At 70.2% G+C, this 20339-nt stretch carries 14 protein-coding genes and 1 pseudogene; 11 read left to right on the top strand and 4 right to left on the bottom strand.

The features are described from left to right. Positions 1–151: 151 nt before the first annotated feature. The gene (locus tag AB0G35_RS17695) at positions 152–1024 is read right to left on the bottom strand and encodes an ABC transporter substrate-binding protein (RefSeq protein ID WP_360949538.1); all 873 of its coding nucleotides are present in this window, start codon (positions 1022–1024) and stop codon (positions 152–154) included. A gap of 303 nt (positions 1025–1327) precedes the next feature. Between AB0G35_RS17695 and hydA the strand changes: the two genes are divergently transcribed. The 4 genes from hydA (at position 1328) to AB0G35_RS17675 (ending at position 7571) form a co-directional block, all read left to right on the top strand. Next, positions 1328–2737 carry a dihydropyrimidinase gene (hydA, locus tag AB0G35_RS17690; RefSeq protein ID WP_360949536.1) on the top strand — a complete coding sequence of 470 codons (1410 nt, stop codon included), beginning with the start codon at positions 1328–1330 and terminating at the stop codon, positions 2735–2737. Positions 2738–2748: 11 nt separating this feature from the next. Beyond that, positions 2749–3765, top strand: coding sequence for a TIGR03842 family LLM class F420-dependent oxidoreductase (locus tag AB0G35_RS17685; protein WP_360949534.1), 1017 nt, complete (start codon positions 2749–2751; stop codon positions 3763–3765). Between the two features lie 289 nt (positions 3766–4054). After that, positions 4055–4177, top strand: a complete 123-nt coding sequence (locus AB0G35_RS17680) for a hypothetical protein (protein ID WP_360949532.1) — start codon at positions 4055–4057, stop codon at positions 4175–4177. A 178-nt stretch (positions 4178–4355) separates the two neighbouring features. Then, positions 4356–7571, top strand: coding sequence for a hypothetical protein (locus AB0G35_RS17675; RefSeq protein WP_360949530.1), 3216 nt, complete (start codon positions 4356–4358; stop codon positions 7569–7571). Between the two features lie 548 nt (positions 7572–8119). Here AB0G35_RS17675 and AB0G35_RS17670 read toward each other — a convergent pair. After that, positions 8120–8536: a YeeE/YedE thiosulfate transporter family protein gene (locus tag AB0G35_RS17670; RefSeq protein ID WP_360949528.1), complete on the bottom strand. Its 417-nt coding sequence runs from the start codon at positions 8534–8536 to the stop codon at positions 8120–8122. After that, a complete protein-coding gene (locus AB0G35_RS17665) occupies positions 8536–9192 on the bottom strand; it encodes a YeeE/YedE thiosulfate transporter family protein (RefSeq protein ID WP_360949527.1) in 657 nt (218 codons plus the stop codon). Before AB0G35_RS17665 ends, AB0G35_RS17670 begins: the two co-directional genes overlap by 1 nt. Positions 9193–11300: 2108 nt before the next feature. Between AB0G35_RS17665 and AB0G35_RS17660 the strand changes: the two genes are divergently transcribed. The 3 genes and pseudogenes from AB0G35_RS17660 to AB0G35_RS17650 form a co-directional block, all read left to right on the top strand. Then, the gene (locus tag AB0G35_RS17660) at positions 11301–12605 is read left to right on the top strand and encodes a serine/threonine-protein kinase (RefSeq protein WP_360949525.1); all 1305 of its coding nucleotides are present in this window, start codon (positions 11301–11303) and stop codon (positions 12603–12605) included. Positions 12606–12788: 183 nt separating this feature from the next. Next, positions 12789–13250 carry a hypothetical protein gene (locus AB0G35_RS17655; RefSeq protein ID WP_360949524.1) on the top strand — a complete coding sequence of 154 codons (462 nt, stop codon included), beginning with the start codon at positions 12789–12791 and terminating at the stop codon, positions 13248–13250. A gap of 140 nt (positions 13251–13390) precedes the next feature. Continuing rightward, positions 13391–13708 (top strand): annotated as a pseudogene (locus AB0G35_RS17650) (LLM class flavin-dependent oxidoreductase); the annotation flags it as partial. An 8-nt stretch (positions 13709–13716) separates the two neighbouring features. Here AB0G35_RS17650 and AB0G35_RS17645 read toward each other — a convergent pair. Next, positions 13717–14484 carry a Sir2 family NAD-dependent protein deacetylase gene (locus AB0G35_RS17645; protein WP_360949593.1) on the bottom strand — a complete coding sequence of 256 codons (768 nt, stop codon included), beginning with the start codon at positions 14482–14484 and terminating at the stop codon, positions 13717–13719. Positions 14485–14829: 345 nt separating this feature from the next. On the opposite strand from AB0G35_RS17645, the gene AB0G35_RS17640 reads away from it, so the two are divergent. The 4 genes from AB0G35_RS17640 (at position 14830) to AB0G35_RS17625 (ending at position 20072) form a co-directional block, all read left to right on the top strand. Further along, the gene (locus AB0G35_RS17640; RefSeq protein ID WP_360949523.1) at positions 14830–16689 is read left to right on the top strand and encodes a gamma-glutamyltransferase; all 1860 of its coding nucleotides are present in this window, start codon (positions 14830–14832) and stop codon (positions 16687–16689) included. 486 nt (positions 16690–17175) lie between these two features. Next, the gene (locus AB0G35_RS17635) at positions 17176–18021 is read left to right on the top strand and encodes an inositol monophosphatase family protein (RefSeq protein ID WP_360949590.1); all 846 of its coding nucleotides are present in this window, start codon (positions 17176–17178) and stop codon (positions 18019–18021) included. A 40-nt stretch (positions 18022–18061) separates the two neighbouring features. After that, a complete protein-coding gene (locus AB0G35_RS17630) occupies positions 18062–19483 on the top strand; it encodes an NAD(P)/FAD-dependent oxidoreductase (RefSeq protein ID WP_360949522.1) in 1422 nt (473 codons plus the stop codon). 31 nt (positions 19484–19514) lie between these two features. Beyond that, positions 19515–20072, top strand: coding sequence for an O-acetyl-ADP-ribose deacetylase (locus tag AB0G35_RS17625; protein ID WP_360949521.1), 558 nt, complete (start codon positions 19515–19517; stop codon positions 20070–20072). The last annotated feature ends 267 nt before the right edge of the window (positions 20073–20339 follow it).

Genomic DNA, 20339 nt, shown 5'->3' with positions numbered 1-20339 from the left:
TGGGAATGCGGTGGGTGGGGGTGGACGTTGGGGCCTGCAAGGGGGCGTGGGGTCCCGTAGGGGTGGGTCGAACAGATCCCGTAGGGGGTGCGAGGACCCCCTGCAGGGCCTCAACTCGACGCGCCGGGCTGGATATTCCCGGTACTAGAGGTCACCCCACTCGCAGCGCCTCCGCCACGCGGGAGAAGAAGCGTGTGTGCGCGAGCCGGCTGCAGGGCGCCTCCGGGTTCCACGGGAGCAGGCGTACGTGCGACTCCAGCGCGCGCCAGTGCGCATCGGCACGCAGGGCCTCGGGGCGCGCCGCATTGGCGCGGACGTCGATGAGGATGACGTCGGGGGCCAGCCCGGCCGCCTCCGCCCAACCGACCGTGGACCAGTTGATGCCCGCGCCGGCGGGCGGTTCCACCAGGTTCACGCCGTGCTCGGCGAGCGCCCGCAGGTCCGGCCAGGAGCCGGGCCGGGCCAGATGGACCCGCTCCGGGCCCGCGGGGGACAGGGCCAGGACCCGGGGCCGGGCCGGGCGGCCGGCCGCCTGCCGCAGGGCGTCCTCCGCGGCGTCCAACTCCCGTGCCAGACCAAGCGGTTCGCCCCGGCCGAGGGAGCCGGCCAGCGCCGCGAACCGCTCGCGGACCTCGGCCAGGCTCCGGCCCGGGCCCACCGCGACGGTGGCGACCGGGACGTGCGCCTCCAGCTCCAGCGCGGTCTTCTGCTCCAGGCCGTAGAGCTGCTCGCCGTCGTACGTCACCGCCACCACGAGGTCCGGCCCGGCCTCCAGCAGGGCGTCGGGGTGCAGCGCGGTTCCCGCGCCCAGGTAGGGGATCTCCGCCAGCGGCAGCTCGCCGCCCTTGGCGGGGTCGGGGGCGGCGCCGTCGTGCTGCGACCCGAACAGGCCCACCGGGCGTATGCCGTGGTCCCACAGGGTCGCTCCGGCCTGTATGTACGTCACGAGCCGTTCCGGCCGTTGTCCGGCCACCACCAGGCGCCCCCGGTCGTCGGAGAACTCCCACGGTGTGCGCTGCTCCATGACCTGCCGCCCTCTCTGTGTCGTCCGCCATGAGGTCGTGCCGCTTGCGAGGATTGCCCGCCGGCGTCGGCGGATACCTGCCCATCGCGCCACTCCCGCACCCCTCCGGCCCGCCCCTGCCGGTGTTGCACCGCCCGGCTGACGACGGGTGCAACACGACGCATCCGTATTGATCGAGCGTCACGGTATTGCCACGGATGGTGACATGCTTCTACGGTGTCTCCTTCTCACGCGGAATCTACGGGTGTAGACCGGTCATGACGTGGCGTCAGGCAGGCACGGGTAGACAGGCAGGGAGCTGACATGGTGAGCCGTACGGTCGTCCGGGGCGGACTGGTGATCACCGCCGCCGATGAGATCCATGCCGATGTCCTGGTGGAGGACGGGCGGATCGCCGCCCTCGCCGCCCACGGCAGCCCGACCGCCGACAGCTGGGCGGCCGCCGCCGACCGCGCCCTGGACGCCACCGGCAAGTACGTCATCCCGGGCGGGGTCGACGCCCACACCCACATGCAAATGCCGTTCGGCGGCACGACCGCTTCCGATACGTTCGAATCGGGCACGCGTGCGGCCGCATGGGGCGGCACCACCACGATCATCGACTTCGCGATCCAGTCGGTCGGCCAGTCGCTGCGGCAGGGGCTGGACGTCTGGCACGCGAAGGCCGACGCCCAGTGCGCGATCGACTACGGCTTCCACATGATTCTCTCCGACGTGAACAAATCGACGCTGAGGGAGATGGACGGGCTCGTGGGCGAAGGAGTGAGCTCGTTCAAGCTCTTCACCGCTTACCCGGGAGTCTTCTACAGCGACGACGGGCAGATCCTGCGGGCGATGCAGCAGGCCGCGGACAACGGCGGACTGATCATGATGCACGCGGAGAACGGCATCGCGATCGACGTGCTGGTGCGACAGGCACTGGAGCGGGGCGAGACGGAGCCGCGGTATCACGGTGAGGTGCGCAGGGCGTTGCTGGAGGCGGAGGCGACGCACCGAACGATCCAGCTCGCCCGGGTAGCGGGTTCCCCCTTGTACGTGGTGCATGTGGCGGCTCAGGAGGCCGTCGCGGAGCTGACGGCGGCCAGGGACATGGGGCTGCCGGTCTTCGGGGAGACCTGCCCGCAGTACCTGTACCTGTCCACCGACAACCTGGCCGAGCCCGACTTCGAGGGCGCGAAGTACGTGTGCAGCACGCCTTTGCGGCCACGTGAGCACCAGGCCGCTCTGTGGCGGGCCCTGCGCACCAATGACCTCCAAGTGGTCTCCACCGACCACTGCCCGTTCTGTTTCGCGGGCCAAAAAGAGCTGGGCCGCGATGACTTCTCCAAGATCCCCAACGGTCTGCCCGGAGTGGAGAACCGTATGGACCTGCTCCACCAGGCGGTCGTGGACGGGAAGATCAGCCGCCGCCGCTGGATCGAGATCGCGTGCGCCGGCCCGGCCCGGATGTTCGGACTGTACGGCAAGAAGGGCACGATCGCGCCGGGCGCGGACGCGGACGTGGTCATCTACGACCCGACCGCCGAGCAGGTCATGTCGGCAGCGACGCACCACATGAACGTCGACTACTCGGCGTACGAGGGCAAGCGCGTCACGGGCCGGGTGGAAACAGTCCTGTCGCGCGGCGAACTCGTCATCGACCAGCGGGAGTTCGTCGGGCACGCCGGCCATGGCCAGTACATGCCGCGCGCCACCTGCCAGTACCTGAACTAGGAGGCCCCACGGTGGATTTCGGACTGGTTCTGCAGACGGACCCGCCCGCGTCGACGGTCGTCGACCTGATGCGGCGCGCGGAGAGCAACGGCTTTCGCTACGGCTGGACCTTCGACTCGGCAGTGCTCTGGCAGGAGCCCTTCGTCATCTACAGCCAGATTCTGGAGCACACGACTGCGTTGACGGTCGGACCGATGGTGACAAACCCGGGGACGCGCACATGGGAGGTGACCGCGTCGACCTTCGCGACGCTCAACGACATGTTCGGCAACCGCACGGTGTGCGGCATCGGCCGGGGCGACTCGGCGATGCGGGTTGCCGGACGGAAGCCGAACACGCTGGCCACGCTCGGCGAGGCCATCCACGTCATCCGTGATCTGGCGGAGGGCCGCGAGGCCGAGGTGGACGGGCGGGCCCTGCGGATTCCCTGGGTACGCGGCGGGCGTCTTCCCGTATGGATGGCGGCATACGGCCCGAAGGCGCTGGCCCTGGCCGGCCGGCAAGCCGACGGCTTCATCCTCCAGCTGGCCGACCCGTACCTGACGGAATGGATGGTGAATGCCGTACGGGATGCGGCGGCTGCCGCCGGACGCGACCCGTCCTCGGTGACGATCTGTGTGGCCGCACCTGCGTACCTCACCGATGACACCTCGCCCGCCGCCCTTGCGCACGCGCGTGAGCAGTGCCGCTGGTTCGGCGGTATGGTCGGCAACCACGTCGCGGATCTCGTCGCCAAATACGGCGAGTACTCCGATGCCGTCCCCGAGGCCCTCACCGCTTACATCAGGGAACGAGAGGGCTACGACTACGCCCATCACGGCCGCGCCGGCAATCCTGATACTGCCTTCGTACCCGACGAGATCGTCGACCGCTTCTGCGTCATCGGCACCGAAGAACAACACCTCAAGAAGCTGCGAGCGTTGCGGGCATTGGGCGTCGACCAGTTCGCGGTGTACGCCATGCATGACGCCCGGGAAAAGGTCATCGACGGGTACGGGTCGGGTGTCATCCCTTCTCTGGGGCACTGAGAGCGGCATAGAGGCCGACTCGTCGGTCAATGTGTCCTGACCGAAGAACATCCTGCTGTGCGCGGCGTTCTCGGGGCTGCTGCTCACCGAAGTGAACAGGGCGCTGCACAACTCCTCCCCATCGTCCTCGACGGCGCCCGCCTCGCAGACCGGGCCGTTGCCACGCTGCCTCGGGGGTGCTTCGCCCTGTGTCGACTCGTCTCAACTCATCCAGGGCGCGTCGTCCTCCGGGAAGGTGGCATGGAGCCGGCCGTTTACCGGTCGGACATACGGAGAGGGGAGAGTTGTCATGGCCAGACGGCCGATGAGCCGTCGCGAGTGGCTGACCCTGATGGGAATCATCGTGGGCAGCCTTGTTTCCGCCATCGCCGGAGCGGTCACCAGCGAGGCGTTGAGGATGCTGCTGTCTTGAGTGCACGATCTCGAAATGCCGCAGCGCATGCCCCGACGCTCACCCGACTGTGCGGCGTGACCGCGCTCGATGTGCTGCCGTGGGCCGCTGTCGTCCCAGCTTGCTCTGCCTCGGATGCTGCCTTCGGCAGACGGCTGGTGAGGCGCTCGGGCCCGAAGACGGTGCTTACCCGTCGCCGGTGTACGGCGAAGCCCTTGCAATCCTCTTGCATTCCGTCACTTTGTGTGTGGCTTCGGCTTCGGCACGCAAGGATGTCTCGATGACCAGTCACAGGAGTAGTTCGCGGCAGGGAAGCCAGCGGCGCATTCCGCAGCCCCTGGGCGTGACCCCGGCGGCGCTGCGTGACTTGAAGGACTACGTGTATCAGCTCTACGTGGAAGCGGGAACACCGCCGGTGCAGCACGTAGCGGCTGAGATCGAGAAAGATGACACATTCCCTGGCAGCCCCTCAAAGGCCACGGTCCACCGCATCATCGGCTCACGGGAACTGCTGGCGGGACAGGAGGACGTTGTCTCTGTTGCCGTGCTGCTGGCCCGCACAGCGGGCAAGGATGCAAGCGCGGTGGAGAGCCGGGTCAAGGGCATGTGGGCCGCCGCCCAGCTTGCACAGCCTCTGGGGACTCCGGTGAGAGATCTCGATCCGTTCGCCCTTGAGGTACACCAGGCCATCACCGTCCCCGGGCGGGAGTCACTGCCTACGTTGCCGCTGTACGTTGAGCGGGATCACGACCGAGCGCTGAGCGAACTGGTGGATCGGGCGTCCTGTGGCGAAAGCCTCCTGGTTACGTTGGTGGGGGAGTCCTCAACGGGGAAGACCCGGGCTTGCTGGGAGGCGTTGCGCCGACTCCCCGACGGATGGCGCGTGTGGCACCCCTACGATCCGACGCGCCCCGACGCCGCGCTCGTCCACCTCGCCGAGGTTGGCCCACGGACCGTGATCTGGCTCAATGAAGCCCAGCACTACCTCCTCGCACCGGACGAGAAGACCGCTGAGCGCATCACCGCAGGGCTGCGCACGGCTCTTGTCGACCGACACCGGGGTCCTCTGCTGGTCCTCGCCACCATTTGGCCGCGGTTCTGGGACCCTCTGACAGCTCCCTCCGCCACGGGGGCTGACGACCGGTTCGAACAGCAGCGCAAACTCTTGACGGGGATCGGCCAATACGTCCTGGTGCCCAAGGCGTTCACCGAGAGCGACCTGCGTCAGGCGCGCCAGAAGGCGGACGGCGACCCACGACTGGCCAGTGCTCTCGACGGGGCCACGGACGGGGAAATCACACAGTTTCTCGCCGGCGTGCCGAAGCTCATGACCCGTTACCGTTGTGCGCCACCGGGCGCGATGGCGCTCATCCATGCAGCCATGGACTATCGGCGACTCGGGCACGGCCCCGCACTGTCCCGTGCGCTCCTCGCGACGGCCGCTGAGGGCTACCTCAACGAACGTGAACTCGCCTGGTCCGGGGACGACTGGGTGGACGAGGCTTTGGCATTCTGTGGCACACCGTGCAACGGCGTCCCGGGACCGTTGACGAGGATTCCGCGCAGGAGCAATGACGTCGACGGGCCGGTGTACCGGCTCGCCGACTATCTCGAACAGCAGGGTCGCGTTGAACGCCGGCTGATGTGCCCACCGGCCTCCTTCTGGGAAGCTGCAGCCTGGCACTGCCACGGCCACGAGGACTGTGCGTCGCTGGCACGTGCGGCAGAGGCGCGAGGGCGCCTGCGTGCTGCTGCGGCTCTTTACCAGAAGGCTTTCGATGGCGGTAACACCCATGTACGGCCCGACTTGGCCCGGCTCCTCGAAGGTGCGGGAAACGCCGCGCAGGCGAAGCGGCTTTATGAGGCTGCTTGGAAGGCCGATGGCCGGGTGCGATGGGAGCTTGTCCGGCTTCGGGAGATCACAGGGGAGCTGAACGGAGCTGAGGAACTGGCCCACGTGGCTGCCAGCCAGGGAGACACCACCGTCCTGACCCGACTGGCCCGGCTACGGCAAGAGGCCGGTAACGAGCAGGGCGCAGAAGACCTGATGCGGAAGGCCGCCGCTATAGGGGAGATCAGAACGTTCGCCGGGCTGGCCCGGTCGAGCGAAGACTCGGGTGACCGAGCAGGAGCAGAGGCACTCGCCTTCTCGGCTCTGGAACGAACGGGCAGCCCCTATGCCCTGTCCATGTTGGTATGGATACGGGAGCGGTCTGGCGACTGTGATGCTGCCGAGCGCTTGGCGCGAGCGGCCCTTGTGCATGGCAAGGTCCGCCCGGCGGTCAGGCTGGCCTGGATGAGACAGCAGGCAGGCGACATGAGCAGCGCGGAACGTGTTCTGGACCTCGCGGCCGAGTCGGGCAGCAAGTTCGCCTTGCTGGAGCTGGCTCGCCTGAAGAAAAAGGCGGGAGACAGTGAGGGGGCGGAAAGACTCCTTCGTACGGCAGCGAGTAAGGGCAGTACTCTCGCCCTGACTGAATTGGCTCGCCTGCGCGACAAAGCCGGGGACGCCGAGACGGCGCTGCGGCTGTACCGTACCGCGGCTGACAAGGGCAGCACTGATGCGCTGGCTCACCTGGCTCTGCTGCGAGAGGAGGCAGGGGTCTGTGAAGAAGCCGAACGCATGGCCTGCAGCGCTGCGGATGCGGGCAGCACCTTCGCCCTGCTTGAGCTGGTGTGGCTGCGTGAGAATGCCCGGGACCGCGGCGCAGCCGAGCGGCTGGCGGACACTGCTCAGCGCGCAGCCAATACAGGAGCACTCGTACTGCTCGCCCGTTTACGTGAAGAAGCCGACGACAAAAGCGGTGCCGAACGGCTTGTGCTCCGCGCGGCGCGAGCCGGTGACAGTCTCGCGCTCCACGAATTCGTTCTGCGGAGAGAGAAGAACGGTGACCGTGAAGGGGCCGAGCGCCTGGCCTCGGCGGGAGGCGGTCGGGTACTCGTGCAACTGGCCCAACTGCGGGAGGAGGCCGGAAGACCACAGGACGCGGAGCGTCTGTACTGCCTTGCGGCCGAACTGGGGAAGACGCAGGCACTGGGGGAGTTGGCCCGTCTGAAAGAGGAGGCGGGGGATGGTGAAGCGGCGGAAGGGTTCGCCTGCAGAGCGGCACATGCCGGCCATGTGGAGGTCTTCTCCGAGCTTGCTCAAGCACGCGCCACGAGAGGAAGGCTGGGGGACGCCTACCGCCTTCACCGCGCTGCTGCCGATGCGGGATATGCAGCAGCGTTGAACCATCTCGCACGACTCCGTCAGCGATGGGACCCCAACTGGGAGCACCTACTGCGCTATGGCCTAACCGCCGACGGCCAGATGGCAGAGCCGTGGGGGTCTCTGCTGACGCCTGTGTCCATGCCGCTTGTGGGCGCGTATGGAGTGGCCCTGCCTCGCCGATGGCGGAACCGGATCTCATGGTGACCGGGCGAGCCCTGGGCGAGCGCGGCATGGCTGTCGGCATGGACGCCGTGTTGGCTCCCGGAGGTGGCCCTCGGTTGGCTTGCGGGGCAGCACATCTCGTGACCGCCGACAGCGGCGCGATCAAGATCACTGATTTCGGGATCGATCACTGATTTCGGGATCGCTTGCTTCACCGAGAGGGCCGCCCCCGCGCTCACCTCCACCAACCGGGGAAGGGGAACTGGTGCGGAGACGGCCGGATATCCCGGATGCCTTCGACGCCTGCCTGCTAGGCATGCTGGCGGCGGAACCTTCGGAACGTCCCACGGCGGCACAGGTGGCCGACTGCTTCCGCCCCCTGTTCCGGAAGAAGGGGGACCACCACAACCTTCCTTCGCGTGGTGGGGCCCCCGGACGCTGCCGCTCTCCGCGGCCGACCCGCCTCGGTCGGGCGGAGCCTCTTTCCGAGCACACCGAGCCAACATGTTGATCGGCCTCGCCGGGACGGTCGTCTTCGGAGGGGCGGCTGCTGTCGGCATGGCACTGAGGATGCGAGTGAGCCCGCTGAGTTACAGCCCGCAGGAGCCGCGGTCGAGATGGAAGTACCGGGCGTTGGCCCAGCGGCACAACCGGATACCGACGATGACGCCGACGATGGTGATCAGGGCGGGTAGGTATCCGCTGGCGACCTGGATGATCGGGATTGCCGGGCACCCGCCTGAGATCGCCCAGCCCGTACCGAACAACACCGCGCCGGGGATCACGCCGGCGTGGATGCGTCCCGGGGTGCGGCGAACCCGCAGCAGAGCGAACGCGCACACGAGGATCATCACAGCACCCGCGAAGGAGAGGAACATGCGCAGGTCCTGGAAGGTGAACATGCGGTTCAGCTCAGCGAAGTCACCGAAACCGATGTGGGCGACGGTGTAACCGAGAGCTAGTCCGGTGAGGATATTGGCCAGCAGAATCGCGCCCCGGGTACGCATCAGATCACCTTCCACAGGAGGAACGACACCGCGACGGCGGTGCCGAAGAACACGGCGGTCGCGACGATGCTGACCGGGCGCAGCCGGCCGCACCCGCTGAGGCCGTGGCCGGAGCTGCACCCACCGGCCAGCCGAGTGCCGAAGCCGACCAGCACACCTCCCACGAACAACATGGCGATCATGGTGGTCGAATCGGCGGTGACCAGGTCCCGATAACCGGGGCCCATGTCGGAGCGGAGGTGGAACCGCCCGGAGGTGACCGCGGCGATGAACCCGCCGAGGAAGATCGACATCAGCAGGGCAGCCTGAGTGACCAGGGGGGCCGGGCGCAGGCTCGTGGCTGCGGGACGCTCACTCGCTGCCGGTTCGGTGTCGGCTTCCAGTGGCTGCGACTTCTCGTACGGAGCCTGCGGCACGGTGGACGTACCGGTGTCGGTGCCGAAGTGCTCCGCTGTGGCTGCGGCAAGCGCCTCGGCCAGAGCTTGATCGTCGGCGAACTCCTCGTCCATCCGTTCGAGCTCGCGTTCGCGGCGCCAGTGCAGCACGCGATCCCACGCGGCCGACACCCCGAGAGACCGATCAGTGATGAGGGTGTGGTTGAGGGTGACCAGAGCGAGCCCGATAGCGCCCGCCCACCAGGGCCAGTAGGTACTCATGCGGGTCCTCTCATCCAATCGGCAAAACGAGCCCACCAGCCGCGCTTCGGGGCGGGCGAGTGCCCTGATTGCCGAGCGAGGCTGTCCGAAGGTCGCTGGACCTGTGGGTGCGGTGACGGCTGGTCAGGCCAGACATCTGCTGGTGGAGGTGTGGTCCCGAACTGGGCCATGGCTTCCGGTGTCGCGGTTTCAGGTCCCGACTGTGACTGCTCAGGTGCCTGGGGCGGTGCCGGCTGGGTCCAGGACGCGGGCTCCGGTGGCCCCGGAGTGGGTCGTGGCGGCGGGGACTGCCGAGGGGTGGCTGTCGCGCTGGTGGCGCTGGATCGGCCCGCCTCGGCCCGGGCTTCGAGGTGTCGCGCACTGGCTCCGTTGGGCAGCAGGCTGATCGGCACGCGCTCGCCGGTGAGTGACATCTGGTAGCGGGCACAGCCGAGCCATCGATCTGCGCTGTCGCAGTAGTACTCGCGCCAACCTTGCAAGCTCGCCCTGAGGAGAGGGAAAAGGGGACATCCTGCGGCATGCGAGCAACTCACGTTGCTCCTTTCTGGCCGGCGCACCACCCGTTCGGGGAGAGTGGTTGCCGTTCTCGATCCCTGCCCTTGCTGTGCCCGGTCGACGGTCTCAAAAGCAATGTGGTGGCGGAAAATGACATAAGGCGCTGTGCCTCCCTTTCTCGACGGGGCGAGATGCAACCATTGTTTCGGTGTCCCGAGCAACTCTGGGAATTTTTCCAAACAGGCCACTTGGCGCTACTTAGTGAGATACTCTCCGCGACGGATATGCGGCGCCTGCCTCTCATGTCCGGATATTTGTGCCCGCCGGCGACGTTACTTGGGCCGTGATCCGACTTCGTGAGGGCGGCCCGCGCCGGCGCAAGGAAGTTCTTTCTGAAGGAGCTGTAAATTCTGGAGTTTATTGTGGTGATGGCGTGAATATCGTGGATCTCAAGCGAAGAACTAAGGGAGGCAATCGTGTGTCAACGTGCCGTCTGTCCGTCGTGCCGGAAGTTGACCTATGAGGGGTGCGGGAGGCATGTGGACCAAGTGCTCATGGGCGTTCCGAACGCTCAGCGGTGCATGTGTGAGCCTGCGGAAAGCAAGCGTGCGCGCCCAGTGAAGGCGGCGACTCGATCGGGCTCGGCGCCAGCCCTGCAGGGCGGGCCGTCGCGACGCGCACACGCCTCTGGTGCCCCAGGGAGTCCACAGGGCCGGTCGAGGGGCGGCTGGTGGGCTCGGCTCATCGATTGGGTGAAAAGCCCGGCCTGAGGTAATCATCCGAGTGCGCTTACTTTCGGTCCCTTGAGTCCAAGGCGTGGATTGTTGGGAGATGAGAACCCCCATTTCAGAAATCCGGAGTGCCGCGTTGCGCCGAGCGCGGAGCCAGCACCGACACCCGCGTCTCGCGACGAACGTCAACGGCGCTCCGCGTGACAGCATCCGCTTCTTCTGATGGCCTCGTCCTCGTCCACTTTCTGCGGGCCCGCTGCACCGAAGAATGGCGGAGCGCGATGATGCTCCGGATGTAGAGATGAGGCTCCGGACGGAAAACTGCCGGTCGCGCGTCGCCGCCGTAAATGCCGGGCAGACGTCGTGGACGCGCGCGAGAGGGCGAATATCCTGGCCGCCGGTGCCATCCCACGGCCTCTGAGGGATTCGCTGCTGACGGCAGCCCGGGTGCCACTTACACGTGGGACGCCCGGGCTGTCGTATGTGCGCAGGGGCGAGCCGGCACGGGAGAACCAGCCTGCTCCTGCGATCGGCGCCCCCGCACCTCTCCATGAGGGGGAGCGCCTCGGCTCTCGTGATCGGGTCACCCCTTCCTGCGCGCCGTGTCCCTGAAATGTCACTGCTGGCGGGAGACGGCCACGAATCCAGCACTCTGGTGAATGGAGCAACTTGCGGCCATCACGACTCAGCCGAGGCCCCTGCGCGCACCTCGTCCTCTGGCGGGGCTGCCGGTAGCAGCCGGGCTCTGCGCCACCCGGAAAGACAAGGTCGCAGGGCCGGTACGCTGGGGCCGCTGCGGCCCCCCGCACCTTGATCCGCGCTCCATGGTGAGCCATGGCTTGCGGCGATCAAGACGTCTTTGGGTATGAGGATGAAGAGCAAGTGCTGATAGCGGGCCGATACCGGCTGCGAGACACCGTCGGGCGGGGCGCGATGGGGGAGGTCTGGCGGGCCTTCGACGAGACGCTCGGCAGACCGGTCGCCGTGAAACTCCTGCTTCCCCACGACTCCGACCCCACCGCGCCCTCCCGCTTCCGGCTGGAGGCGCAGACCGCCGGTCGCCTCAGCCACCCGCATGTGGTCGGCGTTCTCGACTTCGGCGAGCACGAAGACCGCCTGTTCCTGGTGATGGAGCTCGTCGACGGGGGCAGCCTCGCCGACCTGCTCCCCGTCTCCGGACCACTGCCCGCCGAGCACGTGGCCCGTATCGCCGCACAGGCCGCCGTTGGGCTGGCCGCCGCGCACCGGCAGGGCATCGTGCACCGGGACATCAAGCCGGCCAACCTCCTGCTGGGCGCTGACGGAACCCTGAAGATCGGCGACTTCGGCATCGCCCGCTTCCTCGACGACCCTGGTGCCGCGCTCACCGCCACCGGGCAGATCGTCGGCACGAGCCTTTACCTCGCGCCCGAGCGGGCTCTGGGGCGCACCGCCGGCCCGCCATCCGACGTGTACTCCCTGGGCTGTGTGCTCTACCAACTCCTCACCGGCCGGCCGCCGTTCCAGGCGGACACCGCGCTCGCGGTGCTTCATCAACACCTCGATGCCGCCCCGGTCCCACCACGGCAACTCGGCGCCGATCTACCGCCCGCCTTCGAGAGCTATCTGCTCGGTCTGCTGGCTAAGGACCCCGAGAACCGAGCCACGGCTGAGGAGGTGGCGGACTGGTTCGGGCGCGGAGCCTGGCGCGGCGCGCCGGAGCCGCTGCCCAGCGAACACCAGGCTCACGGCCGCCCGGACCGGCCGCACGTCACCGGTTCCAGAGCCGCCGCCCGTGCAGGCTCCGTCCCCGCGCCCACCGGCCACTCCAACGGTGTCGTCGCCCCGGTGGCGGGCACCGAGTGGCAAACGAGCGTGCACCGGGCCGTGACCCGCCGCTCACACCTGCCGTTCCTCCGCCGTTCCCCGCTGGTGGCCGTGCTGGCCGGCGCTGGCGTCTTCACCCTGGCGTTGGTGGTGGGCATGGTGTGGTTCTCGCCCGGCACCGGCTCAGCGCAGGGGCCGCAGACCAGCGTGTCCACGAGCACGAGCACGAGCCCCGCCACGCCGCCTCTCTCGACGCCATACGAGACCGCTTCCCCACCCCCGGCACAGCCTGCCCAGCAGAAGCCGGAGGGGTCGACCGACGCCAAACCAGGCCCCAAGAAGGTCAAGGAGGCCTACGAGCCCGGCAAGCGCAAGCACTGACAGGGGCGCGGGGCCCGAGTCCTCGCACGGTCTGCATCGCCTGGCTCCCGTCGCCTGACCCGGTTGCCGCGCGCGGCCCGGGCGGCAAGCCGGACGGGACGTAATCGCCTCTTGAGGAACTGTCACTGAATGACAGCGTCCAGCTCACCTGCGGGGGTCGGTTGACCAGGGGCTTTGTTCCACGTGGGTGTAGTGCTGCCGGGCTGGGCGGACGAGATGCTCGACAGCATCGGCGTTTCATGGCCGAATGTGGACGAGGACGACTGCCGCGATATGGCCGATGCGCTGCGGGAGTTCGCGGACGACATCGGCGGTGCGAACGAAGCGCATCAAGCCATCCAGAGCGTCGTCGGCTCGGCGGGCGGTTCACTGGGAGTGGAGGCGCTCAATGCCCACCGGGGCAAGATCAACGGGAAGCGCCTGAAGGGTCTCGCTGAGTGCGGGCGCCTGGCTGCGACAACCATGGACGGCGTGGCTGTGCTCATCGAGGGCGCCAAGATTGCCGCAATCGTCCAACTTGGTGTTCTCGCTGCTGAGGCGGTCGCCGCTCAGGTCGCGGCACCATCGCCCCCGGTGCCGACGCCGACCTCGTCATCTACGATCCCGCGGCCGAGCAGACGGTCTCCGCCCGGACCCACCACATGAACGTCGACTACGCGGCCTACGAGGGCAAACAGCTCACCGGACGGGTCGAGACGGTCCTCTCGCGCGGCGAACTCGTCATCGACCGCCGGGAGTTCACCGGACGCGCGGGGCACGGCCAGTACATCCCGCGTGGCACCTTCCGCGACCTGGCGGAGGGCCGCGAGGCGGACCTGGGCGGCGGCCACCGGATCCGCATCCCGTGGGTACGCAACGGCCACCTGCCGGTGTGGATGGCCGCGTACGGTCCGAAGGCGCTGGCCATGGCGGGCCGGCTGGCCGACGGCTTCCTCCTCCAGCTCGCCGATCCCTTCCTCACCGAGTGGATGATCAAGGCGGTGCGCCAGGCCGCGGTGGACGCCGGACGCGACCCGGCCGCGGTCACGATCTGCGTGGCCGCCCCCGCCTACGTGGGCGAGGACCTCGACCACGCCCGCGAGCAGTGCCGCTGGTTCGGCGGCATACGGCGCTACTCCGCCGGCTCGGCCAGCCCCGCCAGCAACCTGGGCAGCGCGGTCCCGATCGGCTCCCGGACGACCTCGTCCGCGAGCGGGTCGTACGGCGTCGGCTCGGCGTTGACGATGATCAGCCGCGCTCCGTGCTCCGCCGCGACCCCGGCGAGCGAGGCCGCCGGCTGGACCTGGAGCGACGTCCCGACCGCGAGGAACACCTCGGCGGCCTTGGCCACCCCCAGCGCGGTCCCCAGCACCTGCGGATCCAGCCGCTCGCCGAACATCACCGTCGCCGACTTCAGGATCCCGCCGCACACCAGACAGTCCGGATCGGGCTCGCCGGCCGCCACCCGCGCCAGCGCGTCCGCCATCGAGGACCGTGCATGGCAGCGCGTACACGTCACCGCCCGCACCGTTCCGTGCAGCTCCAGCACCTTGCGCTCCGGTACCCCCGCGAGCTGGTGCAGCCCGTCCACGTTCTGCGTGATCACCCGCACCGGCGTCCCGGACCGCTCCAGCCGGGCCACCGCCTCGTGCGCCGCATTCGGCTTCGCCCGGAACGCCGGGCTCTCCCGACGCATCTGCCACGACCGCCGCCGGATCTCCGGATCGCTCATGTACGCGTCATACGTCACGAGCTTCTCGGCCTCCGGATCCCGCCGCCACAACCCGTTCGGCCCCCGGTAGTCGGGAATCCCCGAATCCGTGGAAATCCCCGCCCCGCTCAGGATCCCCACCAACACCCGCCGACCCCGGCCCCCGTCCCCTGCACCACTGCTGCTCATGGGGCCGAGGGTACGCAGGGGACCGGCCGTCGGCGAGGGAATTGCGGGCGGCCGAGGGGTCTCCGGAACCGCCGGGCGGGAAGATCGTTCCCCGCTGCCGGGGCGGCACGATGACGCAGACACGAAGGAGGAAGGGGCGGATTCCGAGCTGCCGGCTCTCGATCCGCCGGCGGCCGTCGACGAGAGGGCGCTGGGGGTTCCCTGCGCCTACACGGGCGGAGGCCCTGCACCGACATGGGCGGAGCGTGGCCGGGTACGGATCGGGGGCGTCGGTGCGGGCGGGCTCTGGCCGGGCGTGCGGCGGAGCGGCCGGCGGGACGTGGAGAGAAGAGGAGTTGCGGCGACGTGTTCAGCACCCGGCCCACCCTTCAGGGCACTTTCGGGATGGTCTCCAGTACGCACTGGCTGGCGTCGCAGTCGGCGATGGCGGTGCTGGAGGACGGCGGGAACGCCTTCGACGCGGCGGTGGCGGCCGGGTTCGTGTTGCAGGTGGTCGAGCCGCATCTGAACGGGCCCGCGGGCGAGGTGCCGATCCTGCTGGCGCCCGCGGGCGGGCCGGTGCGCGTCCTGTGCGGGCAGGGACCGGCGCCGGCCGGGGCGAGCGTGGCGCACTACACCTCGCTGGGGCTGGCGCTCGTACCGGGCACCGGGCCGCTCGCCGCCGCCGTCCCCGGAGCCTTCGACGCCTGGATGCTGCTGCTCCGCGACCACGGCACCAAGCCGCTCGCCGAGGTGCTGCGGTACGCCATCGGCTACGCCGAGCACGGCCACCCCGCCGTCGAGCGGATCGGCCGGACCGTCGAAACCGTCCGGGAACTCTTCGAGACGGAGTGGACGTCGTCCGCCGAGGTCTACCTGCCGGGCGGGAAGGCGCCCGCCCCGGGCGGTCTGCTCAGGAACCGCCCGCTGGCGGCCACCTGGCGGCGGCTCCTCTCGGAGGCCGAGGCTGCCTCGGCCGGACGGGAGGCGCAGATCGACGCGGCCCGCCGGATCTGGCGCGAGGGGTTCATCGGCGCGGCGCTCGCCGACTTCGCTGCCCGCCCGGCCATGGACACTTCCGGCGAACGGCACGCCGGCACCCTCACCGGCGACGACCTGGCCGCCTTCTCCGCCACGTACGAGGCGCCGGCCACCCGTGACGGGAACGGCTGGACCGTGGCCAAGGCGGGCGGCTGGTCGCAGGGGCCCGCCTTCCTGCAGCAACTCGCCCTCCTGCCCGACGAGTTGCCGGCGTACGGCAGTCCCGAGTACGTCCATCAGCTCATCGAGGGCTGCAAGCTGGCGATGGCGGACCGGGAGGCCTGGTACGGCGACGCGGACGAGGTGCCGCTCGGCACCCTGCTCGGCGACGAGTACAACGCCGCCCGCCGGGCGCTCATCGGCGAGCACGCCTCGTACGAGCTGCGGCCCGGCAGCCCGGACGGCCGTGTCCCGCGGCTCAGCAGGCATGCGGCGGCGGTGGCGGCCGGCGAGGACGGGTACGGCGCGGGCGCGGCTCCCGGGACCGTGAGCGGGCTCTCCGTCCGAGGGGCGGGCGAGCCGACCGTGGGCGGCCGGGTACCCGCGGACGTCGCGCCCGAGGTGGACCGCAGGGGCGCCACCCGCGGCGACACCTGCCATCTCGACGTCGCCGACCGCTGGGGCAACCTCGTCTCCGCCACCCCCTCGGGCGGCTGGCTCCAGTCCAATCCCGTCGTCCCGGCCCTCGGCTTCCCGCTCGGCACCCGGTTGCAGATGGCCTGGCTGGAGGAGGGCCTGCCCAATTCGCTCACCCCGGGGCGCCGCCCCCGCACCACCCTCAGCCCCTCTCTGGCGCTGCGCGACGGCGTACCGGTGATGGCCTTCGGCACACCGGGCGGTGATCAGCAGGATCAGTGGCAGGTGCATTTCTTCCTGGCGGTGGCGCTGCGCCCGGCGGTCCGCGGCGGCCTCGACCTGCAGGGCGCCATCGACGCCCCCAACTGGCACAACGACTCCTTCCCGGGCTCCTTCTTCCCGCGCGGGATGCGGCCGGGGAGCGTGACCGTGGAGTCCCGGATCGGCACGGCGACGGTCGAGGCGCTGCGGCGGCGTGGGCACCTGGTCACGGTGGGCGACGCATGGTCCGAGGGGCGGTTGTGCGCGGTGGCACGGGACCCGGAGACCGGGGTGCTGTCCGCGGCGGCGAACCCGCGCGGGATGCAGGGGTACGCGGTCGGGCGCTGATGCGGGCGGTCCCACGGCGCCCGCGGACCGGCCTCCGTCCCCGGCCCCGCCGTCCCCGGCCTCTCCGTCCCCGGCCTCTCCGCCTCCTGGCCCCGCCGTCCCCGGCCCTTCCGCTCCCTGCCCCGCCGCCCCCGGCCCTTCCGCTCCCTGCCCCGCCGCCCCCGGCCCTTCCGCTCCCTGCCCCGCCGCCCCCGGCTGCTCCCAGCCTTGCCCGCCGTGCCCGGCCGCTCCGAGCCCTGCCCCGCCGTCCCCTGCCCGGCCGGTCGGCACCTGGTCGTACACCCGGCGGTACCCGGAGTTCATCTTGCGGCCGGCCGCTGTGTCAGTGGCTCATGGTTCGATGGACACATGATCGAAGCACTTCGTACCCAAGAACCGGGAGACACCACGAACATCACCGATGCCGCTGCCGTCACGAACGTCATCGATGTCACCGATGTCACCGATTCCGAGGTCACCGCTATGGCCGATGCGGCAGGCGCCCCCATGACCCTCTCGCCGGCCCTGTCACCGGACCTCTCCGGGCTGGACCTGGCCGCCGTCGACGCCGCCATCCGCCGCGCCGCCGCCGACGAGATCATGCCCCGCTTCCGGCAGCTCGCCGTCGAGGACATCATCGAGAAGAACGGCCCGCACGACCTCGTCACCATCGCCGACCGGCGCGCCGAGGAGCACCTGACCGCCGCCCTGACCGCCCTGCTGCCCGGCTCCCGGGTGGTCGGCGAGGAAGCGGTGCACGCCGACCCGGCCGTGCTCGACGCCCTGCACGGCGACGCCCCCGTCTGGATCGTCGACCCGGTCGACGGCACCCGCCAGTTCGTCCATGGTGACCCCGGCTTCGCCACCCTGGTCGCACTCGCCCACCGTGGAGAGCTGCTCGCCTCCTGGACGTACGCCCCTGCGCTCGGCCTGATGGCCGTTGCCCGCCGCGGTGCCGGCGCCGAGCTGAACGGCGTCCCGCTGCGCACCGGCAGCCCCGCCCCGGACGCGATCCTGGACGTGGCGACGTCCCACTACGACTTCACCGACAACGACCAGAAGCGGGTGCTGGCCGCCCTCGACACCGGCGGGATCGCCCCCCGCCCCTGCGGTTCGGCCGGCCTGGAGTATCTGCACATAGCCCGCGGTGACCTCGACGCCACGGCCTTCAGCTGGGAGAACGCCTGGGACCACGCCGCCGGCCTGCTGCTGGTCCATGAGGCGGGCGGCGCCAGCGGTACGGTCACCGGCCAGCCGTTCCGGATAACCGGCGGCAACGCCCTGCCCTTCACCGCGGCCCGGGACGCCGAAACCGCGCGGCGTATCCTCGGACTGCTGGCAGCCGCCAACTGATCCTCACCGACGAGGGTCGGACGTGAGGGGAGTGGCGCAGGTGCCGAGGATGCTCGATGCCGTGGTGATCGGGGCAGGACCCAACGGCCTGACGGCGGCCGTCGAACTGGCCCGCCGGGGCATGTCCGTCGAGGTCTTCGAGGCCCGCGACACCATCGGCGGCGGCGCCCGTACGGAGGAGCTGACGCTCCCCGGTTTCCGCCACGACCCCTGCTCGGCGGTGCACCCGACCGGCGCCGGCTCGCCGGCCTTCACGAAGATGCCTCTGGACCGCTACGGCCTGGAATGGGTGCACCCCGAGCTTCCGATGGCGCACCCGTTCCCGGACGGCACGGCCGCGGTGCTCGCGCACTCCGTCGGCGAGACCGCGATGTCGTTCGGCCCGCGCGACGCCGGCGCGTACCGCCGGCTGGTGGCGCCGTTCATCGGCAGGTGGGACGCCATGGCCCAGGACTTCCTGCGGACCCAGTGGCTCGGGGTCCCCTCCGACCCGCTGACCTACGCCCGCTTCGGCCTGGTCGCCGCGCAGCCGGTCACCCTCCTCAACCGCCGCTTCCAGGGCGAGAAGGCCCGCGCCCTGATGGCCGGTCTCGCGGCGCACGCCATCTCGCCGCTCGGCGGACTGGGGACCTCCGGCATCGCCCTGATGTTCGCGCTCGCCGCACACGCCAACGGCTGGCCGGTCGCGCGCGGCGGCTCCCAGGCCATCTCCGACGCGCTGGCCGGGCTGCTGCGGGCGCACGGCGGCGAGGTACACACCGACTTCGAGGTCAAGCGGCTGGACGACCTGCCGCCGGCCCGCGCGTACGTCTTCGACACCTCGCCGACGGCGCTGGCCCGGATCGCCGGCCTGGGCAACGCCTACCGCGACGTCACGTACGGCCCCAGCGTCTTCAAGATCGATTACGCCATGGCGGAGCCGGTGCCGTGGACGGCCGCGGCCGCCCGCCGGGCCGGCACCGTCCACATCGGCCCCACCAGCACCGAGATCGGCGCCGCGCTCAGCGCAGCCGTCCACGGCCAGGACCCGTCCGTCCCGTTCCTGATCACCGCGCAGCCCAGCCTGTTCGACGACACCCGCGCCCCCAAGGGCAAGCACGTCTTCTGGGCGTACGGCCACGTTCCCAACGGCTGGGAGGGCGACGCCACGGACCTCGTCGAGCGGCAGATCGAACGTTTCGCCCCCGGTTTCCGCGACCTCGTGCTGGCCCGCGCGGTCGCCGGCCCGCCGCAGATCGCCGCCCGCAACGCCAACTACGTCGGCGGCGACACGGCCACCGGCTCCGCGGCCGGACTGCGCCTGCTCATCCGCCCCAAGCTCACCCGCGTCCCCTACGAGACCGCCCACCCCGCGGTCTTCCTCTGCTCCCAGGCCACCCCGCCCGGCCCCGGCGTCCACGGCATGTCGGGCCACTACGCCGCCAAGGCGGTCTGGCGCCGGCTGCGCGCCAACCGTCGCTGACCCGAGCGGCTCCGCGTCCTACGCTCGCCCCATGAGCTCCGATCACATGCCCGACGACGACGGTCGCGCCGCAGCCCGTGCTCCCCGCCTCACCCTCGTCCAGGGCGACATCACCGAACAGGCCGTCGACGCCGTGGTGAACGCCGCCAACTCCTCGCTGCTCGGCGGCGGGGGAGTGGACGGCGCCATCCACCGGCGCGGCGGCCCGGACATCCTGGCCGAGTGCCGCGCCCTGCGCGCCTCCCACTACGGCCGCGGCCTGCCCACCGGCCAGGCCGTCGCCACCACCGCCGGCCGACTGCCCGCCCGCTGGGTCATCCACACCGTCGGCCCGGTCCACTCCGCCTCCGAGGACCGCAGCGCCCTGCTGGCTTCCTGCCACCGCGAATCCCTCCGGGTGGCGGACGAACTGGGCGCCCGCACCGTCGCCTTCCCGGCCATCTCCACCGGCGTCTACGGATGGCCGATCGAAGACGCCGCCCGGATCGCGGTCGAAACGGTGCGCGCCACGGACACGTCCGTCGAAGAGGTCCGCTTCGTACTCTTCGACGAGCGGGCGTATGCGGCGTTCGCGGCACAGGTGCACTGACCGGGGACGGGAGGACGGCACGAGGGCGGGCGGCTGCGCGGTCCGCCCGGTACTACGGGGCATCGCGCACGCGCAACGCCCCATGAAACAACGGGATGTGGGGTTGCGGCCTCGCATGCTTCGCACCCACCCCGCACGTCCAGCGATGTCCCTTATCGCGCGCATTTTCCGTGTTGCACGTTTGTGACCTGCTGGGGTGGCGTCGCCCCGCGCCGCGGTCGTAGCGTGGCGGGGAAAGAGCACGACCGCCCCGCGGGAACACCGGTC

The organism is Streptomyces sp. NPDC021749 (assembly GCF_040640655.1).
GTDB lineage: Bacteria > Actinomycetota > Actinomycetes > Streptomycetales > Streptomycetaceae > Streptomyces.
This window is presented reverse-complemented; position numbering and strand designations above follow the sequence as displayed.